The organism is Blastococcus sp. SYSU DS0510, from assembly GCF_054050835.1.
In genome coordinates, this window is sequence record NZ_JBJHAC010000006.1 from 100,980 (window position 1) to 120,844 (window position 19,865).

The window sequence follows — 19,865 nt, forward strand, 5'->3', positions numbered from 1 at the left end:
CGATGACCGCTCCGGCCGGGCCGGACGGGACGGCCGTGTTCGACCCCGCGCTGCCCTGGCAGAAGGCCCGGTCGGTCGCCCTCCGGCCGGAGCCGTTCGGCGCGCTCGTCTACCACTTCGGCAACCGGAAGCTCTCCTTCCTGAAGTCGAAGACCCTCGTCGCCGTGGTGGAGGCCCTCGCCGACCACCCGACCGCCACCGCCGCGCTCACCGCCTGCGGCGTGGGCGACACCCAGCGGCCCGCCTACGAGAAGGCCCTGGCCGACCTCGCCCGCTCCCAGATGATCACCCCCCGGGAGACCCCGTGACCGCCGTCCTTCCCGCCCGACCCGAACGCCCCGCCGGTGGGCGGCTCATCGACCAGTTCGAGTACGGCCTGGACGCCCCGATCTGCCTGACCTGGGAGCTCACCTACGCCTGCAACCTGGCGTGCGTGCACTGCCTCTCCTCCTCGGGACGGCGGGACCCGCGCGAGCTCTCCACCGCCGAGGCCGAGGCGGTCATCGACGAGCTGCAGCGGATGCAGGTCTTCTACGTGAACGTCGGCGGCGGCGAGCCGACCGTCCGCCCGGACTTCTGGCACCTCCTCGACTACGCGATCGGCCACGACGTCGGGGTCAAGTTCTCCACCAACGGCGTGAAGCTGGACAAGGCCCGGGCCGCGCAGCTGGCGGCCACCGACTACGTCGACGTGCAGATCTCGCTGGACGGCGCCACCGCCGAGGTCAACGACCGGGTGCGCGGCACCGGCTCGTTCGCCACCGCGACGCGCGCCCTGGAGAACCTGGCTGAGGCCGGGATGAAGGACTTCAAGGTCTCGGTCGTCGTCACCCGGGAGAACGCCGGGCAGCTCGACGCGTTCAAGGCGCTCACCGACCGCTACGGCGCCCAGCTGCGGATCACCCGGCTGCGCCCGTCCGGCCGCGGGGCCGACGTCTGGGACCAGCTGCACCCGACCCAGGCCCAGCAGCGCGAGCTGTACTCCTGGCTGCTGGCCAACGGCGAGCAGGTACTCACCGGCGACTCGTTCTTCCACCTGTCCGCGTTCGGGGAGGCGCTGCCGGGGCTGAACCTGTGCGGCGCCGGGCGGGTGGTCTGCCTCATCGACCCGGTCGGCGACGTCTACGCCTGCCCGTTCGCCATCCACGAGAACTTCCTCGCCGGCAACGTGCGCTCGCCCGGCGGCTTCCGGAAGGTGTGGCAGGAGAGCGAGCTCTTCGCGGATCTGCGCAGCCCGCAGACCGGCGGCGCCTGCACCAAGTGCGCCCACTTCGACGCCTGCCGGGGCGGGTGCATGGCGGCGAAGTTCTTCACCGGCCTGCCGCTGGACGGCCCCGACCCCGAGTGCGTCCAGGGCTACGGCGAGTCGGCGCTGGCGGCGCGCGACGCCGCGACGGCGACGCCGAGGAGCCACCTGGACCACTCGCACACCGGCCCGGTCCGCGGTCAGCCCACGCTCCTCGGCATCCCCACCATCCCGAGCAAGATCTGCGACGAGTCGCCGCTGGCGGGGCTGGACCTGCGCTGAGCGGCTCCCCTCGCCCCGGAGGGGCCGTGGTCGGCGCGTGAGCCCCCGGCGGACGTTCGCACGCAGGGCTCTGTCCCACCGGCCGACTTCCCTCTAGCGTCCCGGTCGGGGGGTCACCGCTCCCGCTCTGGCGCCCCGGCCGACCGGCGATCCGACGACGAGGTCGAAGGGGCAGACATGGGCAAGTTGGACGGGAAGGTCGCATTCATCACCGGGGCCGCCCGGGGCCAGGGGCGGTCGCACGCCGTGCGGCTCGCGCAGGAGGGCGCCGACATCATCGCGGTCGACCTGTGCGAGCAGATCGCCTCGGTCGCCTACGACATGGCGACGCCGGAGGACCTCCAGCAGACCGTCAAGGAGGTCGAGGCGCTGGACCGGCGGATCGTCGCGAGCCGCGCCGACGTCCGCGACATGGCTGCGCTGGAGACGGCGGTGCGCGAGGGGGTCGCCCAGCTGGGCCGGCTGGACATCGTGCTGGCCAACGCGGGCATCGCCCCGATGGGCGAGGGTGCGGACACCACGAACGCCTGGCAGGACGTCATCGACGTCAACCTGACCGGTGTGTGGAACACCATCAAGGCGGCCGCGCCGGTGATGATCGAGCAGGGCGACGGCGGGGCGATCGTGATCACCAGCTCCACCGCCGGGCTCAAGGGGATCGGCGGCGACAGCGCCGGCGGTCAGGGCTACACCGCGGCCAAGCACGGGGTGGTCGGGCTGATGCGCACCTTCGCCAACCTCCTGGCCCAGCACCGGATCCGGGTGAACACCGTGCACCCGACCGGGGTCAACACACCGATGGTCGTCAACCCGGTGATGGAGAAGTTCCTGGCCGAGGATCCGTCGGTCGCCGGCGCCCTCTCCAACCTGCTGCCGGTGCAGATGATCGAGGCGGTCGACATCTCGAACGCGATCCTCTTCCTGGTCTCCGACGACGGCCGCTACGTCACCGGCGTCACGCTCCCCGTCGACGCCGGGATCCTGGCGAAATGACCGGCCGGGTCGAGGGGAAGGTCGCGTTCATCACCGGAGCGGCCCGCAGCCAGGGCCGCAGCCACGCGCTGCGGCTGGCGCAGGAGGGCGCCGACATCATCGCGGTCGACATCTGCGCCCCGGTGCCGAGCATCACGATGTACCCGCCGGCGACCGAGGAGGACCTCGCGGAAACCGTCCGGCAGGTGGAGGCGCTGGACCGGCGGATCGTGGCGACGAAGGCCGACGTCCGCGATCCCGCTGCGTTGCGGGCGGCCCTCGAGGAGGGTGTCACGCAGCTCGGCCGGCTCGACATCGTGCTGGCCAACGCGGGCGTCTTCGAGATCTCGTCCGCGCTCGACCTCACCGACGAGGCGTGGCGGGAGATGATCGACGTCAACCTCACCGGCGTCTGGAACACCTGCAAGGTGGCTCTGCCGCACCTGATCGAGGGCGGCCGAGGTGGCGCGATCGTGATCACGAGCTCGGTGGCCGGGCTGAAGGGCATCCCGAACACCGTCCACTACACGGCCACCAAGCACGGCGTCGTCGGGATCATGCGCACGCTGGCCCAGGAGTTCGCCCCGCACTCGATCCGGGTGAACTCGGTGCACCCCACGAGCGTGGACACGGTGATGATCCAGAACGAGAAGACCTGGGGGCTGTTCCAGCCGGACAACCCCCACCCGAGCCGGGAGTCCGCCGCTCCGGTCTTCGAGTCGATCAACGCGCTGCCCGTGCCGTGGGTGGAGCCGATCGACATCTCCAACGCTGTGCTGTTCCTCGTCTCCGACGAAGCCCGCTACGTCACCGGCGTGGCGCTGCCCATCGACGCCGGTTCCGCGGGGAAGTGACCCGGTGCGGCCCGGTGCCCGCGGCGGCACCGGGCGCGTTCCCGGACCCGACCACCCAGGGAGGCGGAGCGTCATCTCCGAGGACCACCTGACGTCCGGCGACCCGGTGGTGACCGGTCTCCGGGTCACCGGCGACGACGGCGAGGCCGTCCGTGCGGTGCGCGCCAGGGTGGCCCGCCACCTGGTCGGCCGGGAACGGGAGCTCGATCTGCTGCTGGCCGCGGTCGCCGCAGGGCGCGACGTGCTGCTGGAAGGGCCGCCGGGCACGTCGAAGTCCACGCTCCTGCGTGCGTTGACGGCGGAGTGGGGCATACCGCTGGTGTTCGTCGAGGGCAATGCCGACCTCACACCCACCCGTCTGGTCGGCCACCACGACCCCGCCCGGGTGCTGCGGGAGGACTACACCCCGGCGAACTTCGTGCCCGGCCCGCTGATCGAGGCCATGCGTTCCGGGGGCTTCCTCTACGTCGAGGAGTTCAACCGTGCGCCCGAGGACACGCTCAACACGGTGCTGACGGCGATGGCCGAGCGGCGGATCGCGGTACCGCGGGTGGGCACGGTCGTCGCGGAGTCCTCGTTCCGGGTGGTCGCGTCGATGAACCCCTACGACAACGTGGGCACGACCCGGCTGTCGACCTCGGTGCACGACCGGCTGTGCCGGCTGGCGATCGGTTACCAGGACGCCGAGGCCGAGCGGGGCATCGTGGGCCGGCGGACGGGTGTCCGGTCGTCCCGGCTGGTCGCCGACGCGGTCACGCTGACGCGGGCCACCCGGGAGCGGGAGGACGTCCGCCAGGGCAGCAGCGTGCGCGGCGCCATCGACGTCGCGCTGATCGCGGCGCAGCTCGCGGTGATGCGCGGGATCCCCCTGCCCGACGAGCCGTCGATCGACCCCCCGCGGGGGCTGCCCGAGGAGTACACGGCGATCGTGCTGGACGCCCTCCTGCTGGCCCTGTCGGGGCGGATCTTCCTCGACGAGACGGTCGAGACCAGCCCGGAGGCGGTGCTCCGGGAGATCTGGGAAGACCACTTCCTCCTCCGCCCCGCGGTGGCCGAGCCCGGTTGAAGAGCCGTCGACGCGGACTCCCCGGTGACCCGCCGCGACCGGGCAGGCCGCGGGCGCGGTGCCCGGCCGCTGCGGCGCCGGCCGAAGCAGCTCACCGAGCAGCCCAGCCTCTACGAGCCGTCACCGGGCGGTGGGGGGCTCACGCTCTCCTCCGGTGACCGGCGCCGCACCCGTACCGCCGCGCACCGGCCCGGCGGAAGCGCCGCCGGCACGACGGACGAGCCCGCCGACCTGGTCGCTCTCGCCGACCTGGAGTCGGGGTCCGCGGCCGACCAGCTCACGCGGCAGCGGGCCCGCCAGATCGCCCGGCGGCTGGCCGTACCGCGCCCACCCCGCGACCGCCGGCCGCGCCGGGGGGTCGGGGAGCTGGTCAGCCTGTCGTGGAGCGGGGGTTCCGACGAGCTGGACCTCGAGCGGACCCTCGAGCAGATCGCGGGGATCCCGTTCCCCGAGGCGAGCGACGTGGTCGTCCGCGAGCGGGTCCGTCAGCGCCGGTCGGTGGTGCTCGTCGTCGACGTCTCGGGGTCGATGAAGGGCGAGCGGGTGCGCACCGCGGCTGCCACCGTGGGTGCCCTCGCCGCAGAGCTGGCGCGGGACGCCGTCGCCGTCGTCGCCTTCTGGTCCGACGCCGCCGTCCTGGTGCGGCGGGGGGAGCAGGTGGCGCCGCAGGCCGTTCTCGACCTCCTCCTGCGGGTGCCCACCCAGGGGCTCACCAACGTGACCTTCGCCCTCGAGACGGCCGCGCGCCAGCTGACCGGCGTCCCGCCGCGGGACGCGCGTGTCCTGCTGCTCAGCGACTGCGTGCACAACGCCGGCCCGGACCCTCGGCCGACCGCGGCGCGGCTGCCACGCCTGGACGTCCTGCTGGACGTCTCCGGTGAGCACGACGTCGAGCTCGGCCGGGAGCTGGCGCGGGCCGGCCGCGGGCGGGCCCGGCTGGTCCGCGACCACCGGGACGTCCCGGGCGCGCTGGCCGCGGTGTTCACGCGCTGAGCCGGCTGCCGCGTCACGGGGGGCCGGTGTCAGGTCCCGGTCAGAGGTCGACCTTCTTGTTCTCACCGGCGTCGATCCGCTCGCCGGTCGCCTTGGCCTTCACGAAGCTGAAGGCGGTGGCCAGCCGGCCACCGGGGCTGTCCCAGTACTCCGCCGAGTCGCCCTCGACCTTGATGAGGACGACCTCGGGGTCCTCGGGGCCGTCGGGAAACCACGCCTCGACGCCGCCGTTCCACAGCTCCTTCTTCTTCTCGAGGTCGTCCACGACGCGGGCGTGCCCGGTGAGCGACACCCAGGTGCCGCCCGAGCCGATGCCGACGTTCACCTGCGGCTGCGCGGTGATGTGGGCGACCGGGTGGGAGCTCCGCTCGGCGTAGAACCACAGGTCGCCGTCGAACTCGACCTCCTGCAGCGTCATGGGCCGGCTGGTCAGCTTGCCGCCGGGGGCGATGGTGGTGAGGAAGCCGAAGCGCTCCCCCTTGATCAGCTCGGCGACCTTGCGGGTGTCCTCTGCGCTCATGCCCGGGCTCGTGCCCAGCGAGGCGGCCGGTGACACGCACCGGAGGGTGCGGCTCAGCCGCCGTCGACGTAGCGCCAGGCGCCGTCCTCCCGCTCGAACCGGCTGAGCTCGTGCTGCTCGCCGTCCGCGCCGCCGTGGCGGAACCGGGCCACGAACTCGACGGTCCCCCGGGCCGAGAGCAGTCCGCCGCCGCTCGTGGCGAGCACCTCCAGGCCGGTCCAGCGCACCGCGGGGTCCAGGTCGAGCTCCGGCGGACGGGTGCGGGGGTGCCACGTGCGCAGCAGGTAGCCGGCGTCGCCGACCGCGAAGGCGCTGTAGCGCGACCGCATGAGCTGCTCGGCGGTCGCCGCGGGGGCCGAGCCGTCGTGGCGCGGGCCGCAGCACTCCGCGTAGGGCAGACCGGTTCCGCAGGGGCAGCGACGTGGGGGCATGCCCGGATTCTCCCGCCCGGCTCACGCCGGCCGCCCGGCTGCCGATGACAGTGCTGGACAGGGGCACCGGCGGTGCCCGCGGCAGGCGGCGCCGGAGCGGTGCGCAGATGCAGGGGGACGGCGTGGCGAAGGTGCTCGTGGTCGAGGACGAGGACACCACGCGGGTGATGCTGGAGCGGCGGCTGACCTGGGCGGGACACCGCGTCCGCGCGGCCGCCTCCGCCGACGAGGCGGCGGACCTGCTGGACGGCTTCGCGCCCGACGTCGTCGTCACCGACATGTTCATGCCCGGCGGCAGCGGCCTGGGCCTGGTCACCGCGCTGCGCACCCACCCCACCTGCGGCGACGTCCCCGTGGTCTTCCTGAGCGGGCGAGCGCTGCCCGGCGACGTCGAGGCCGGACGGTCGCTCGGCGCCACGTACCTGGCCAAGCCCTGCACGCTCGCCGATCTGGCCCGGGCCATCGACGCGGCCACGGGCACGACCACCGACGAGCTCGAGGACGCCGTCCGCCGCCGGCTGGGCGACGTCGCCGGCGTCGAGGAGGAGGCCGAGCGGGCGCTCACCGCCCGGCTCCTGCGCACCTTCCTGGCGACCGCCCCGGCCAACCTCGCCGCCGTGGAGCGCGCGGCCCGGACCGCGGACGCCGACGCGCTGGAGGCCGCCGCCCACCGCCTCGCCGGCGCCGCGGCCACCCTGGGCGCCGACGCGCTGGCGGGCGTCTGCCGCGTGCTGGAGGAGCGGGGCCGGGAGGGCGACGTCACGGACGCGACCACCACCGTCGGCGTCCTCGCCGACCAGCTCGCGCAGGTCTCCCGGGTGTTCACCGAGCTCGCCGAGGAGCTCGAGGAGGACGTCCTGGTCGAGGACGAGGTCGCGCCCGTCTGACCGGCGCCTAGGGTGCGGCGGTGACCTCCCTCGCCGCCGCGACCTGGCCGGAGCTGCCCGAGCGCCCGCTGCTGGTCGTCCCCCTCGGGGCGGTGGAGCAGCACGGCCCCCACCTGCCGCTGACCACGGACACCGCGATCGCCACGGCGGTCGCCGACCGCGCCGTCGACCGGCTCGACGGCGCGCTGCTGGCCCCCGCCCTGGCCTACGGGGCGAGCGGGGAGCACGAGGACTTCCCCGGCACGGTCTCGCTCGGCACCGAGGCGCTGACCGGCCTGCTCGTCGAGTACGGCCGCTCGGCCTGCCGGTGGGCCGGGCGCGTGCTCATCGTCAGCGGGCACGGGGGGAACCTCGACGCGCTGCGGACGGCGGTGCCCCGCGTGCGGGCCGAGGGGCGCGACGTGGCGTGGTTCGCATGCGGCGTCCCCGGCGGTGACGCGCACGCGGGCCGCACCGAGACGTCGCTGATGTTGCACGTGGAACCTGGTGGGGTCCGGCGCGACCGGGCGGTGGCCGGGGAGGCGGCGCCGATCGGGGAGCTGCTGCCGCGGCTGCGGGCCCAGGGGGTGCGGGCCGTCAGCCCGAACGGGGTGCTCGGCGACCCGGTGGGCGCGGGCGCGGACGAGGGCGCGCGGCTGCTGGACGGGCTGGTCGACCGGCTCACCGCCGCCGTCGGCACCTGGCGCATCGACGACGCGGGGCGCCTCCGGGAGTGATCCCGGAGACGCCCCGCGTCGGAGGTGGTGCCGCGGTCAGCCCAGCGCCTCGGCGAACTGCGGCACGGTGGCGTCGATCGCGTACAGCAGGCCCGGGGCGGACGCGCTGGAGAACGCGTTGAGCACCGTCAGGTCCTCCAGGACGACGGCGCGTCCCTCCTGCACGGCCGGCAGCGCCTGCCACAGCGGGTTCCCGGTGAACTCCGAGGCCTCCACGAAGATCGGGAAGACCACGGTCAGCTCGGCGTCGAGGAGCGACAACTGCTCCTCGCTGACCGGCACGAAGAAGTTCTCGGTCGCCAGCGCCTCGATCTCGGCCTTGTTCTCGAAGCCGAGCTGCTCCATGAACTGCACCCGCGAGTCACCGCTCACGTAGGCGCCGAAGCCTTCGGAGGTGTACGCCCCCACGGCGACCTCGGTGCCGTCGAACTCGGGGTGCTCGGCGGCGGCGTCGGCGAACGCCTGCTCGACCTGCGTCGCGAGCTCCTCGGCCTCCTCGGTCTTCCCGAGTGCCTGGCCGACCATCTCCAGCTGCTGCTGCCAGGAGGTCTGGTACGGGCCCACGCCCTCGGGCTGGCCGATCGTCGGGGCGATCTCGCTGAGCAGGTCGTACCGGTCCTGGTCGCCGGAGGAGCGGGTGTCGAGGATGAGGTCCGGCTCGAGCGCCGCGATCGCCTCGAAGCTCGGCTCCAGCGTCTCGATGAGCACCGGCGGCTCCTCGTAGCCCTGCTCGACCCAGTCGCCGAGGCCGTCGTCGCCACCGACGGCGAGCCAGTCGCTGGCACCGACCGGCTCCACACCCAGGGCCAGCGCGGTCTCGGCGTCGGACCAGCCCAGCGCGACCACGCGCGTGGGCTCCTCCTCGACGGTGACGTCGCCGAAGGCGGTCTCCACCGTGACCGGGAACGCCGCCGACGACGAGCCACCCGTCGCCTCCCCCTCGGTGGCGGGGGCGGCGTCGTCACCGGAGCCGCAGCCGGTGACGACGAGGGCGGTGGCGGCGAGCGCGGCGGCGCCGCGCAGGGCAGGGCGGACGAACATGGGAACTCCTCGAAGCTCAGGTAAGGCTGACCTAAGCACATGGACCTGGGAATCCCGCGGCCGGGACCGGATCGCTAGGGTCGGGAGGCCCGCCGACCGGGCCGGGAGCGGGACGCGCGAGGAGAGCTGGGCATGAGCGGGGTGGGTGACGGCCACGAGGGCTGGCTGGTCGTGGTCGACCTGCAGCACGTCTTCGGCGAGCAGGACTCGCCCTGGACCGCGCCGCGGTTCGAGGAGGTGCGGCCCCGCATCCGCCGGCTGGTCGACGCCTTCGGCGAGCGGGTGGTCTGGACCCGCTTCGTGGCGCCCGCGGAGCCGGTCGGGGCGTGGAAGGAGTACTACGCGCAGTACGAGTTCGCGCTCCAGCCGCCCGACGCGCACTGCTACCAGCTCGTCGAGGACCCGGGCACCCACCCGGTGGTGGACGCCACCACGTTCGGCAAGTGGGGCCCGGAGCTGGCCGCGGTGGTCGGCGAGGGGCCGCTCACCGTCGCCGGCGTGGCCACCGACTGCTGCGTCGTCTCGACCGTGCTGCCGGCCGCCGACGCCGGGGTGCACGTGCGCGTGGTCACCGACGCGTGCGCGGGGGCAGGCGACGAGGAGCACGAGCGGGCGCTGCGGCTGATGGCCGGCTACGCCCCGCTGGTCTCCTTCGCGACGACCGACGAGGTCCTGGCGGAGGGATGATCCCCGCCCCGCCGGAGCGTCGGCTGCCCGACGGGTTCGCCGTCCGGCTCGATCCGCGGACCCGTCGCAGGGACGGCGGCGCCACCCTGCTGGGCGGCTCCCCGCTGCGGCTGCTGCGGCTGGCCCCGCGGGCCGCCGGGCTGCTCGCGACCGGCCACCTCGTGGTCCGCGACGCCACGAGCGCCGCGCTGGCCGCCCGGCTGCTCGACGCCGGCCTCGCCCACCCCGACCTCCCACCGGCCGCCGGCCGGGCCGGCGCTCCGGCCGGCGTGACCGTCGTCGTCCCGGTGAAGGACCGCCCGGCCGGCCTCGCCCGGCTGCTCGCCGCGCTGCGTGCGGACCCCGCCACCGCGGCGCTGCCGGTGGTCGTCGTCGACGACGGCTCGGCGGTCCCGGTGGCGGCGCCGGAGGGCGTCCGGGTCCTGCGGCACGCGACCAGCCGGGGACCCGCGGCCGCCCGCAACGCGGGGCTCGCGGTCGCGACGACGGAGTTCGTCGCCTTCCTCGACTCCGACTGCGTGCCGGTCGAGGGCTGGCTGGCCCGGCTGCTCCCGCACCTGGACGACCCCCGGCTGGCGGTGGTCGGCCCCCGGATCGTGCCGCTCGCGGGCGCGGCGCACGGCTGGACGGCCCCCTACGAGGAGGTCGCCGGCGCGCTCGACATGGGCCCGCACCCGGCCGCGGCGCGGCCGCTGTCCGCGGTCTCCTACCTGCCCAGCGCCGCCCTGCTGGTGCGCCGGGCCGCCCTCGGGGCGGGGTTCGACGAGGCGTTGCGGGTGGCCGAGGACGTCGACCTGGTGTGGCGGCTGGCCGCCGTCGGCTGGCGGGTGCGCTACGAGCCGGCCGCCGCGGTCGCCCACGAGCACCCGGCGCGCACCGCCGAGTGGCTGCGCCGCCGCGCTTTCTACGGCACCGGCGCCGCGCTGCTGGCGACGCGGCACGGATCGGCGGTCTCGCCCCTGGTCATCGCGCCGGAGACGGCGGCCACCTGGGCGTTGCTGCTCGCGGGAGGCCGGTGGGGGCGGGTGGCCGGCGTCGGCCTGCTCGGGGTGACGGCGGTCCGCCTGGGGCGCCGGCTGGCCCGGCCGGGGGAGCCGGTCCCGGTCCCGCTCGCCGCCGGCCTGGCGGTTCGGGGCCTCGCGGCGTCGGGGCAGGCGCTGGCCCGCGCCGTCACCCGGCACCACTGGCCGGTCGCGGCGGTCCTCGCCGCCGCCTCGCCCCGGGCGCGGCGGTGGGTGCTCGCCGTCGCCGTGGTCGACGCGCTCGCCGGCTGGTGGCCCCACCGGGTGCGGATCGGACCGGTCCGTCACGGGCTGGCCCGGCGGCTGGAGGACCTCGCCTACGGCACCGGGCTGTGGGCCGGCGCGGTGCGTGCCCGGGACGCGCGCGCCCTCCTGCCGGTGCGCCCGCCGCGCTGACGACCGGGGGCGGCGGAATGCGCGGCCGCCCCGGTGACTTGAGAGCCGTCGTACTGCGGTCCGACCAGCGTGGGTCCCGCTCAGCACCGACCGACGGGGAAACCGTGACCACCACCCAGGAGCGCACCGCGCCGGCAGCCGCCGCCGCGACCGCGCCCGCCCGACCGGGCGCCGCGCGCACCGCGCTGACGCTGGGGGCCTTCGTCGCCCTCGGCCCGCTCACCATCGACATGTACCTGCCGGCGCTGCCCGCGATCACCGACGACCTCCTGACGACGTCGGCCACCGTGCAGCTCACCCTCACCGGCACGCTCGTCGGCCTCGCCGTCGGCCAGCTGGTCATCGGCCCGCTCTCGGACGCCTGGGGCCGGCGCCGGCCGCTGATCGCCGGGACGGCGCTGCACGTGCTGGCCTCGCTGCTGGTGCTGGTCGCCCCGACCATCGCCGTGCTCGGCGCCCTGCGCTTCCTCCAGGGGGTGGGCGCCGCCGCCGGCGCGGTGATCGCCCTCGCCGTGGTCCGCGACCTCTACGACGGCCGGGCGGCGGCGACGATGCTCTCCCGGCTGTTCCTGGTGCTCGGCGCCGCGCCGGTGCTGGCGCCCACCATCGGCGGGGAGCTCCTCCGCTTCACCAGCTGGCGCGGGGTCTTCGCCGTCCTCGCCGCCTACGGCCTGCTCATGGTCGTCGTGGGCTGGGCGACGCTGCGGGAGACGCTGCCCCCGGAGCGGCGGAACAGCAACGGGGTGCGCGGCACGCTGCGGATCTACCGCGGGCTGCTGCACGACCGGGTGTACGTCGGGCTCGTCCTCGTCGCGGGGCTGACCATGGCCGGGCTGTTCAGCTACGTCTCGGGCTCCTCCTTCGTCTACCAGGAGCAGTTCGGCCTCGACGAGCAGCAGTTCGGGCTGCTCTTCGGCGCCGGTGCGTTCTGGCTGATCGCGGCCACCCAGCTCAACCCGCTGCTGCTGCGTCGCTGGTCGCCCCAGCGGCTGCTGGTCGCGGGCACGGTCATCGGCGCCCTCGCCGGGGCGGCGCTGGTCGTGCTGGCCGCGACGCGGACCGGCGGCCTCCCCGCGGTCACCGGCGCGCTGTGGGTCGTGCTCTTCGCCTGCGGCCTGGCGTTGCCCAACGCGCCCGCGCTGGCGCTCTCCCGGCACGGCGAGTCCGCCGGCAGCGCCGCCGCCCTGCTCGGCGCCGTCCAGTTCGGGGTCGGCGCCGTGGTCTCGCCGGTCGTCGGGCTGCTGGGCAACGACGCGCTGGCGATCGGGCTGGTCGTCGTCGCGGCCCTCTCCCTCGCCCTCGTCGTCCTGGGCACCGTCGTGCGGCCGTGGCGGCTGCCGGTCGGCGACGAGGTCGCGGCCGGCTGATCCGCGCCCGCCGGTCTGGTGGAAAACGCCGGTAGCGGCCACGATGGCCGGGAGATGAGCGACTCCCCCAGGCCCGGCCGGTGACGACCGCCGTCAACCCGTGGCTGGCGCTGCCGGACGGGCCGCCGTCCGCCGCCCGCACGCGCCGGCTGCGTGCGGCGCACGAGCGCCTCGTCACCGCCAGCGCGCTGCCCGCCGACGACGCGGTCCGCCCGGTCGTGCGCGACTCCTGGGGGCGCTCCCTCGGCAGCGGCGTCGACCCCGACGGCGGGCTGCCGCCCGTCGAGCTCGTCGACGCCGAGCTGCGCGCCTACCGGGCCGCCCACCCCCTGGCCCCGGCCCTGCCGGTGATCCGCCGGCTGCTGGTCCAGGACGCCGAGGCCGACCGGATGATCGTGGCCGTCACCGACGCCGCCGGTCGCATGCTGTGGGTCGAGGGCGACCGCGCGCTGCGCAGCCGGGCCGAGGCGATGAACTTCGTCGAGGGCTCCCGGTGGTCGGAGGGGGTCGCCGGCACGAACGCCCCCGGGACGGCGCTGGCGGTCGACTCGGCCGTGCAGATCTACGGCAGCGAGCACTTCCGCCGTTCGGTGCAGCCGTGGAGCTGCTCGGCGGCGCCGGTGCACGACCCGGTGACCGGCGCGCTGCTCGGCGCCATCGACATCACCGGCGGCGACCACGTGGCCAGCCCGCACGTGCTCACCCTGGTCCGCGCGACGGTGGCCGCCGTGGAGTCCGAGCTGCGCTGGCTGCACCGCGAGCGGCTCGCGGCCGGCCCCGGAGCGGCTGCCGCGGCGCAGGCCGGCGCCCGGCTGGAGGTGCTCGGCCGGGAACGCGCCCGGCTCACGCTGCCGGGCGGCCCGCTGGAGCTGTCGGTCCGGCACTCGGAGCTGCTGTTCCTGCTCGCCGAGGCGGCCTCGTCCGGGCAGGGGCGCGACGCGGCCCAGCTCGCCGCCGAGGTGCACGCCGGTGCCGCGGCCACGGTGACCGTGCGCGCCGAGCTCTCCCGGCTGCGGCGGCTGGTGGGCGGCGACCTGCTGGAGTCCCGCCCCTACCGCCTGGTCGGCCGGCTGCAGACCGACGTCGACCAGGTGCGCGGGCTCGTGGCGCGGGGAGACCTCGCCGCCGCGCTCGAGCACTACGCCGGCCCGGTGCTCCCCGGATCGCAGGCGCCCGGGGTGCGGCACGCCCGCGACCGCCTGCTCGCCCTGCTCCGGCGGGCGGTGCTCACCGGGCGCCGTCCCGACCTGCTGCTGCGCCTGGCCCAGCTGCCCGAGCTGCGGGAGGACGCCGGCGTCTGGCAGGCGTTGTGCGAGGTCCTGCCGGTGGGCTCGCCGCGCCGGGCGGCGGTCACGGCGCACCTGCACCGCCTGCGGCTGGCCGGCCGCGCACGCTGACGCGCGCCCGGCGTGGGAATGCTGAGGGCTGCTCACGACTTCGCAGCTGGAGTGATCGCCCCGCCCCTCGCCGACCGCCCTCCCCTCTCCACCCGCCGGTTGGTCGCCGCGGTGGTCGCGCTGGGGCTCGGCGGGTTCGCCATCGGCACGACCGAGTTCGTCACCATGGGGCTGCTGCCGGACCTGGCCGAGGGCGTGGGCATCGACATCCCCACCGCCGGCCACGTCATCTCCGCCTACGCGCTGGGCGTCGTCGTCGGGGCGCCGGTGATCGCTGCCCTCGCGACGACGCTGCCGCGCCGCGGGGTCCTGCTCGGGCTCATGGTCGCGTTCATCGCGGGCAACGTGCTCACCGCGCTGGCACCGGGGTACGGGTCCCTCCTGGCCTCGCGGTTCCTGGCCGGGCTCCCGCACGGGGCCTACTTCGGCGTCGCGTCGCTGGTGGCCGCCTCGCTGGTGGCGCCGCACCTGCGCGGGCGCGCGGTGAGCTCGGTGATGCTGGGCCTCGCGCTGGCCAACGTCGCGGGCGTGCCCTCGGCGACCTGGCTGGGCCAGCAGTTCGGCTGGCGCACGGCCTACTGGGCGGTCGCGGTGCTCGCGCTGCTCACCATCGCCGCGACCGCGCTGGTCGTGCCCGCGGCGCCGGGCAACCGCGCCGCCACGGTGCGCAGCGAGCTGGGCGCGCTGCGCCGCCCGCAGGTGCTGCTCACCCTGCTGGTCGGCGTCGTCGGCTTCGGCGGCATGTTCGCCGTCTACAGCTACATCGCGCCGCTGGTCACCGACGTGACGGGCATGCCCCGGGCCGCGGTGCCCCTCGTGCTGCTGGCGTTCGGGGTCGGCGGCGTGCTCGGGACGGCGGTGGGCGGCCGGCTCGCCGACCTCGCGCTCTTCCGCTCGCTGGTCGGGGCGAACGTCGTCACCGGTGTCCTGCTGGCGCTGGTGCCGCTCGCCGCCCGCACCCCCGTCACGGTCGTCGCGATCGTCTTCCTGCTGGCCGCCAGCGCCTCCACGCTCGTGGTGTGCCTGCAGCTCCGGCTGATGGAGGTCGCCGGCGAGGCGCAGATGCTGGGGGCGGCGCTGAACCACTCGGCGCTCAACGCCGCCAACGCCCTGGGGGCCTGGCTGGGGGGCCTGGTCATCGCCGCCGGCCTGGGCTACACGGCGCCCGGCGTCGTCGGGGCGGGGCTGGCCGTGCTGGGGCTGCTGGCGCTCACCGCGTCGGCGCTGCTCCGCCGCCGCGAGCTGCGCGTGGCCCCCGTCGGTGACCCGGCGCCGGCCCCGCAGGCGGAGCCCGCCGGCGTCCGCTGACCCCGCTCAGCGCAGCAGGGCGGCGAGCTGCTCGGCGTGGTCCCGCTGGTGGCCGGGGAGGAAGTCCAGGACGTCGCCCAGCGTCAGCGCCCCGTCGGTGGTGTGCCGGCCGGTGCGCGCCCGCTCCACCTCCGGCACGCCCCGGACCGCCGCGAGCAGGCCGCGCTGGGCGTCCCGCAGCTCGGCCAGCATGCGCGCCGGGACGACGGCGGCGTACCCGGCCACCCGGTCGGCCTCGGTCGGGTCGAAGTCGGGGAGCAGCGCGTCCTCCTCGGCGCGCAGCCGGCCGATGCGGGCGGTGAACACCAGGGCGCTGTCGCGCAGGTGGCCGGCCACCTCGTGCGGCGTCCAGGCCAGCTCCGCGGCGTAGGCGGGGAAGTGGCCGCAGCCGACCAGCCGCGCGCGCTCGGCCTCGGGCAGGCGGCGGGTGGTGAGCGTCGCGGCGGGGGCGGCGGCCAGGAGCCCGGCGACCCGGCGCTGCTGGGCGGCCAGGGCGTCGGCGGAGCCGCGGGGCGGGGCGGTGATCGGCACCCGGGAACGGTCGCCCACGGCGGGGCGGGGCACCAGGACGAGGGCTGCCAGCAAGCGCAACGAACCCGCCTGCAACGGCCGTGCAACGTGCCCGGACCCCGCTCACCAGCGCCTTCGCCGGGCTCCAGGGGAGAAATCGCGCAGGTAAGCGTGGCCTAAGTCACAGCTTTCGGGTCAGACTCCGCTCCGGGCCTGCGGTCGACCGTGGGCGCAGCGACCCCTGCAACGAGGCGGAGGACTGATGACACGGATCAGCGTGCGGGTGGACGGGGCGTCCTACCAGGACGACGTCGAACCGCGGACCCTGCTCGTCCACTACCTGCGCGAGCAGCTCGGCAAGGTCGGGACCGTGGTCGGGTGCGACACGAGCAACTGCGGCGCCTGCACCGTGCACCTGGACGGCGAGGCCGTGAAGAGCTGCACCGTGCTGGCGGTCCAGGCCGACGGCGCGGAGGTCACCACCATCGAGGGCGTCGCCGCCAACGGTGAGCTGCACCCGGTGCAGAAGGCGTTCCACGAGATGCACGGGCTCCAGTGCGGCTTCTGCACCCCCGGCATGATCATGGCCTCGATCGACCTGCTGCAGGACAACCCGGACCCCAGCGAGGACGAGGTGCGCGAGGGCATCGAGGGCAACCTCTGCCGCTGCACCGGCTACCAGAACATCGTCCGGGCCGTGCAGCACGCGGCCGGGGAGATGCGCGGGGCCGGCAACGGCTCCGTCGCGCCGGCCGAGGTCGACACCGCCGCCGCGCCGCACGTGGTGGGTCAGGCATGACCGCCGTCGAGGACCGCGCCGACGCGGACGCCACCACCCCCGAGATCGGCAAGGCGCGGAAGCGCAAGGAGGACGCCCGACTCATCACCGGGCGCACCACCTGGACCGACAACATGGTCCTGCCGGGGATGCTGCACCTGGCCGTCGTCCGCTCACCCGTCGCGCACGCGCGGATCACGAACGTCGACGTCAGCGCGGCCCGGGAGGCGCCGGGCATCGTCGCCGTCTACACCGGTGCCGACCTCGCCGAGGAGCAGGGCTCGCTGCCCTGCGCCTGGCCGGTGACGCCGGAGATGGTCAACCCGGGCCACCCCTCCATCGCGGTGACCGAGGTCAACCACGTCGGCGAGGCGGTGGCGGTCATCGTCGCCCGCAGCAAGGCCGCGGCCCAGGACGCCGTCGAGCTCGTCGACGTCGACTACGACCCGCTGCCGGTGGTGCTCGACATGGAGGAGGCCGTCAAGGACGGCGCCGACCGCGTGCACGACCACGTCGAGTCCAACACCAGCTACCACTTCGTCTTCGACGCCGGGGAGATGGGCACGGGGGCGGACACCGAGCAGGCGTTCGCCGAGGCCGACGTCGTCGTCAGCCGGCGGCTGATCCAGCAGCGGCTGATCCCGGCGTTCATGGAGCCGCGCTCGGTCGTCGTCCAGCCGCAGGGCGACAACTACACGATGTGGTCGGCGACCCAGATCCCGCACATCCTGCGGGTCATGGCGGCGATGGTCACCGGCATCCCGGAGCACAAGCTGCGGGTCGTGGCCCCGGACGTCGGTGGCGGGTTCGGCGGGAAGCTGCAGGTGAACCCGGAGGAGATCCTCTGCCTGCTGATCGCCCGCCGGCTCGGCAAGCCGGTCAAGTGGACCGAGACCCGCAGCGAGTCGCTGATGACCGCCCACCACGGCCGCGACCAGATCCAGTACGTGGACATCGCCGCCGACCGGGAGGGGAACGTCAAGGGCCTGCGGGTGCGGCTGCTCGCCGACATGGGCGCCTACCTGCGGCTGATCACGCCCGGCGTCCCGGCGCTGGGTGCCTTCATGTACCCCGGCATCTACAAGTTCCCGGCCTACCGCTTCGAGTGCGACGGGGTGTTCACCAACAAGGTGCCCACCGACGCCTACCGCGGCGCCGGGCGCCCGGAGGCCACCTTCGCCATCGAGCGGATCATGGACGAACTCGCCGTCGAGCTGGGCATGGACCCGCTGGAGCTGCGGCGGAAGAACTGGATCCGTGCCGAGGAGTTCCCGTTCACCACCGTGGCCGGCCTCGCCTACGACAGCGGTGACTACGACACCGCGACCCAGCAGGCGCTGGAGCTGCTCGGCTACGACGAGCTGCGCGCCGAGCAGCAGCGGCGCCGCGAGTCGGGCGACCCCGTCCAGCTGGGCATCGGGATCTCCACCTTCACCGAGATGTGCGGGCTGGCGCCGTCCCGGGTGCTCGGCTCGCTCTCCTTCGGCGCCGGGGGCTGGGAGCACGCCGCGATCCGCATGCTGCCCACCGGCAAGGTCGAGGTCGTCACCGGCTCGACGCCGCACGGGCAGGGCCACGAGACGGCGTGGAGCCAGCTCGTCGCCGACTCCCTGGGGGTGCCGTTCGAGGACATCGAGGTGCTGCACGGCGACACCGCCATCGCCTCCCGCGGGCTGGACACCTACGGCTCCCGCTCGCTGGTCGTCGGCGGTTCCGCGGTGGTCAAGGCGGCGGACAAGGTGATCGCCAAGGCGCGGAAGATCGCCGCGCACCTGCTCGAGGCCAGCGAGGACGACCTGGAGTTCAGCGGCGGGCGGTTCTCCGTCCGGGGCACCCCGGGCGCCGGGCTCGGCATCCAGGAGATCGCCCTGGCGATCTTCGCCGCGCACGACTACCCGGAGGGGATCGAGCCCTCGATCGACGCCGAGGCGACCTTCGACCCGGAGAACTTCTCCTTCCCGCACGGCACGCACCTCTGCGCCATGGAGGTCGACACCGAGACCGGGTTCGTGAAGATCCGCAAGTACGCCTGCGTGGACGACGTCGGCACGATCGTGAACCCGCTGATCGTCGAGGGGCAGGTCCACGGCGGGCTCGCCCAGGGCATCGCGCAGGCGCTCTACGAGGAGGCCGTCTACGACGCCGACGGCAACCTCACCACCGGCACCTTCGTCGACTACCTGGTCCCCTCGGCCGCCGACCTGCCGCACTTCGACACCGGGAACACGGTGCACACCGCGCCGGGCAACCCGATCGGCGCCAAGGGCGTGGGGGAGGCCGGCTGCATCGCCTCGACGCCCGCGGTGGTCAACGCCGCGCTGGACGCCGTCCGGCACCTGGGGGTCGCCGACATCCGCATGCCGCTGACGCCCGAGCGCGTCTGGCGGGCCATCCATGCCGGAGGGGACGGCGGGGATCGCGCCACCGCCGGCACCAACGCCTACGGCGGGGCGCAGACCGAGACCACCGCCGGCGTGTCCACCGAGGCTTCGTCGCTGGGAGGGGACCGATGATTCCCGCACCGTTCGAGTACGCCCGCCCGACCACGGTCGACGAGGCGCTGGAGGCGATCGCCTCCGGCGGCGAGGACGTGAAGGTCCTCGCCGGTGGGCAGTCGCTCATCCCGGTCATGCGGCTGCGGCTGGCCGCCCCGGAGACGGTCGTCGACCTGGGCCGGGTCACCGAGCTGCGCGGCGTGCGGGAGGAGGGCGACGTGCTGGTCATCGGCGCGATGACCACGCACTCCGACGTCCTCGCCGACCCGCTGATCGGGCAGCACGCACCGCTGATCGCCGAGGCCACCGCCACCGTGGCCGACCGGCAGGTGCGCCACCGGGGCACCTTCGGCGGCGCGCTCGTGCACGCCGACCCTGCCGGTGACCTGCCGGCGGTGGCGCTCGCGCTCGACGCCGAGTTCGTCATCGCCGGCGCCGGAGGCCGCCGCACCGTGCCCGCGAGCGAGTTCTTCGTCGACTACCTCACCACCGCCGTCGACGAGGGCGAGCTGCTGGTGGAGGTGCGGGTGCCGAAGCTCGCCGGGCAGTGGGGCATGCGGTACGAGAAGTTCAACCGGGTCGCGCAGGCCTGGTCGATCGTCGCCGTGGCCGCCGCGGTGCGCCGGGAGGACGGGCACATCGCCGAGGCGCGGATCGGGCTGACCAACATGGGGCCGACCCCGCTCCGCGCCGGTGCGGTGGAGGCGGCGCTCTCCGGTGCGGAGGCGACGCCCGAGGCGATCGCCGCGGCCGCCGCGCACGCCGCCGAGGGCACCGATCCCAGCAGCGACCTCAACGCCCAGGCGGACTACCGGCATCACCTGGCGACCGTCCTCACGCGCCGGGCGGTGACGGCCGCCGCCGGGCTGTAGCTTGTCGAAGGACCCCCGTGCACCC

The 19,865-nt window shown here is 75.1% G+C and carries 20 protein-coding genes; 16 read left to right on the top strand and 4 right to left on the bottom strand.

The window, feature by feature from the left end; genetic code table 11:
- Window positions 1–2 precede the first annotated feature (2 nt).
- The 6 genes from mftB to ACI79P_RS07040 all read left to right on the top strand — a co-directional run bounded on the left by mftB (window position 3) and on the right by ACI79P_RS07040 (window position 5,413).
- Window positions 3–308, top strand: coding sequence for a mycofactocin biosynthesis chaperone MftB (gene mftB / locus ACI79P_RS07015; protein ID WP_456580312.1), 306 nt, complete (start codon window positions 3–5; stop codon window positions 306–308).
- Window positions 305–1,528, top strand: coding sequence for a mycofactocin radical SAM maturase (gene mftC, locus ACI79P_RS07020; protein ID WP_456580313.1), 1,224 nt, complete (start codon window positions 305–307; stop codon window positions 1,526–1,528). The genes mftB and mftC overlap by 4 nt, the downstream gene beginning before the upstream one ends.
- Before the next feature lie 177 nt (window positions 1,529–1,705).
- A complete protein-coding gene (locus ACI79P_RS07025; protein ID WP_456580314.1) occupies window positions 1,706–2,521 on the top strand; it encodes a mycofactocin-coupled SDR family oxidoreductase in 816 nt (271 codons plus the stop codon).
- Window positions 2,518–3,354 carry a mycofactocin-coupled SDR family oxidoreductase gene (locus ACI79P_RS07030; protein WP_456580315.1) on the top strand — a complete coding sequence of 279 codons (837 nt, stop codon included), beginning with the start codon at window positions 2,518–2,520 and terminating at the stop codon, window positions 3,352–3,354. Before ACI79P_RS07025 ends, ACI79P_RS07030 begins: the two co-directional genes overlap by 4 nt.
- Window positions 3,355–3,463: 109 nt before the next feature.
- Window positions 3,464–4,420 carry an AAA family ATPase gene (locus ACI79P_RS07035; protein WP_456580316.1) on the top strand — a complete coding sequence of 319 codons (957 nt, stop codon included), beginning with the start codon at window positions 3,464–3,466 and terminating at the stop codon, window positions 4,418–4,420.
- A 24-nt stretch (window positions 4,421–4,444) separates the two neighbouring features.
- Complete coding sequence (locus tag ACI79P_RS07040) at window positions 4,445–5,413, top strand: vWA domain-containing protein (protein WP_456580317.1); 969 nt, start codon at window positions 4,445–4,447, stop codon at window positions 5,411–5,413.
- A 40-nt stretch (window positions 5,414–5,453) separates the two neighbouring features.
- Here the strand turns inward: ACI79P_RS07040 and ACI79P_RS07045 are convergent, their stop codons facing one another.
- Both ACI79P_RS07045 and ACI79P_RS07050 read right to left on the bottom strand, forming a co-directional pair.
- On the bottom strand, window positions 5,454–5,933 hold the full coding sequence (locus tag ACI79P_RS07045) for a pyridoxamine 5'-phosphate oxidase family protein (protein ID WP_456580318.1): 480 nt from the start codon (window positions 5,931–5,933) through the stop codon (window positions 5,454–5,456).
- 53 nt (window positions 5,934–5,986) lie between these two features.
- On the bottom strand, window positions 5,987–6,364 hold the full coding sequence (locus tag ACI79P_RS07050; RefSeq protein WP_456580319.1) for a YchJ family protein: 378 nt from the start codon (window positions 6,362–6,364) through the stop codon (window positions 5,987–5,989).
- 122 nt (window positions 6,365–6,486) lie between these two features.
- Here ACI79P_RS07050 and ACI79P_RS07055 point away from each other — a divergent pair, with 122 nt between their 5' ends.
- Window positions 6,487–7,251 (top strand): response regulator, encoded by a 765-nt coding sequence (locus ACI79P_RS07055; protein ID WP_456580320.1) that lies wholly within the window; start codon window positions 6,487–6,489, stop codon window positions 7,249–7,251.
- A gap of 20 nt (window positions 7,252–7,271) precedes the next feature.
- Entirely contained in the window at window positions 7,272–7,967 is a 696-nt protein-coding gene (gene mftE, locus ACI79P_RS07060; protein WP_456580321.1) for a mycofactocin biosynthesis peptidyl-dipeptidase MftE, read from the top strand.
- A 36-nt stretch (window positions 7,968–8,003) separates the two neighbouring features.
- On the opposite strand, the gene ACI79P_RS07065 is transcribed toward mftE, so the two are convergent.
- A complete protein-coding gene (locus ACI79P_RS07065) occupies window positions 8,004–9,008 on the bottom strand; it encodes an iron-siderophore ABC transporter substrate-binding protein (protein ID WP_456580322.1) in 1,005 nt (334 codons plus the stop codon).
- 132 nt (window positions 9,009–9,140) lie between these two features.
- Here ACI79P_RS07065 and ACI79P_RS07070 point away from each other — a divergent pair, with 132 nt between their 5' ends.
- The 5 genes from ACI79P_RS07070 (at window position 9,141) to ACI79P_RS07090 (ending at window position 15,185) form a co-directional block, all read left to right on the top strand.
- Window positions 9,141–9,695: a cysteine hydrolase family protein gene (locus ACI79P_RS07070; protein WP_456580323.1), complete on the top strand. Its 555-nt coding sequence runs from the start codon at window positions 9,141–9,143 to the stop codon at window positions 9,693–9,695.
- Window positions 9,692–11,113 carry a mycofactocin biosynthesis glycosyltransferase MftF gene (mftF, locus tag ACI79P_RS07075; protein ID WP_456580324.1) on the top strand — a complete coding sequence of 474 codons (1,422 nt, stop codon included), beginning with the start codon at window positions 9,692–9,694 and terminating at the stop codon, window positions 11,111–11,113. Before ACI79P_RS07070 ends, mftF begins: the two co-directional genes overlap by 4 nt.
- 104 nt (window positions 11,114–11,217) lie before the next feature.
- Entirely contained in the window at window positions 11,218–12,480 is a 1,263-nt protein-coding gene (locus ACI79P_RS07080; protein ID WP_456580325.1) for a multidrug effflux MFS transporter, read from the top strand.
- A gap of 80 nt (window positions 12,481–12,560) precedes the next feature.
- Window positions 12,561–13,877, top strand: coding sequence for a GAF domain-containing protein (locus tag ACI79P_RS07085; protein WP_456580326.1), 1,317 nt, complete (start codon window positions 12,561–12,563; stop codon window positions 13,875–13,877).
- 51 nt (window positions 13,878–13,928) lie between these two features.
- Window positions 13,929–15,185, top strand: coding sequence for an MFS transporter (locus tag ACI79P_RS07090; RefSeq protein WP_456580327.1), 1,257 nt, complete (start codon window positions 13,929–13,931; stop codon window positions 15,183–15,185).
- A gap of 6 nt (window positions 15,186–15,191) precedes the next feature.
- Here the strand turns inward: ACI79P_RS07090 and ACI79P_RS07095 are convergent, their stop codons facing one another.
- Window positions 15,192–15,776, bottom strand: coding sequence for a DinB family protein (locus tag ACI79P_RS07095; protein WP_456580328.1), 585 nt, complete (start codon window positions 15,774–15,776; stop codon window positions 15,192–15,194).
- A 181-nt stretch (window positions 15,777–15,957) separates the two neighbouring features.
- Between ACI79P_RS07095 and ACI79P_RS07100 the strand changes: the two genes are divergently transcribed.
- Genes ACI79P_RS07100 through ACI79P_RS07110 form a run of 3 tightly spaced genes read left to right on the top strand, consistent with a single transcriptional unit; the run spans window position 15,958 to window position 19,840 of the window.
- Window positions 15,958–16,494 carry a (2Fe-2S)-binding protein gene (locus ACI79P_RS07100; protein ID WP_456580329.1) on the top strand — a complete coding sequence of 179 codons (537 nt, stop codon included), beginning with the start codon at window positions 15,958–15,960 and terminating at the stop codon, window positions 16,492–16,494.
- Window positions 16,491–18,986 carry a xanthine dehydrogenase family protein molybdopterin-binding subunit gene (locus ACI79P_RS07105; protein WP_456580330.1) on the top strand — a complete coding sequence of 832 codons (2,496 nt, stop codon included), beginning with the start codon at window positions 16,491–16,493 and terminating at the stop codon, window positions 18,984–18,986. Before ACI79P_RS07100 ends, ACI79P_RS07105 begins: the two co-directional genes overlap by 4 nt.
- The gene (locus tag ACI79P_RS07110; RefSeq protein WP_456580331.1) at window positions 18,983–19,840 is read left to right on the top strand and encodes an FAD binding domain-containing protein; all 858 of its coding nucleotides are present in this window, start codon (window positions 18,983–18,985) and stop codon (window positions 19,838–19,840) included. The genes ACI79P_RS07105 and ACI79P_RS07110 overlap by 4 nt, the downstream gene beginning before the upstream one ends.
- The last annotated feature ends 25 nt before the right edge of the window (window positions 19,841–19,865 follow it).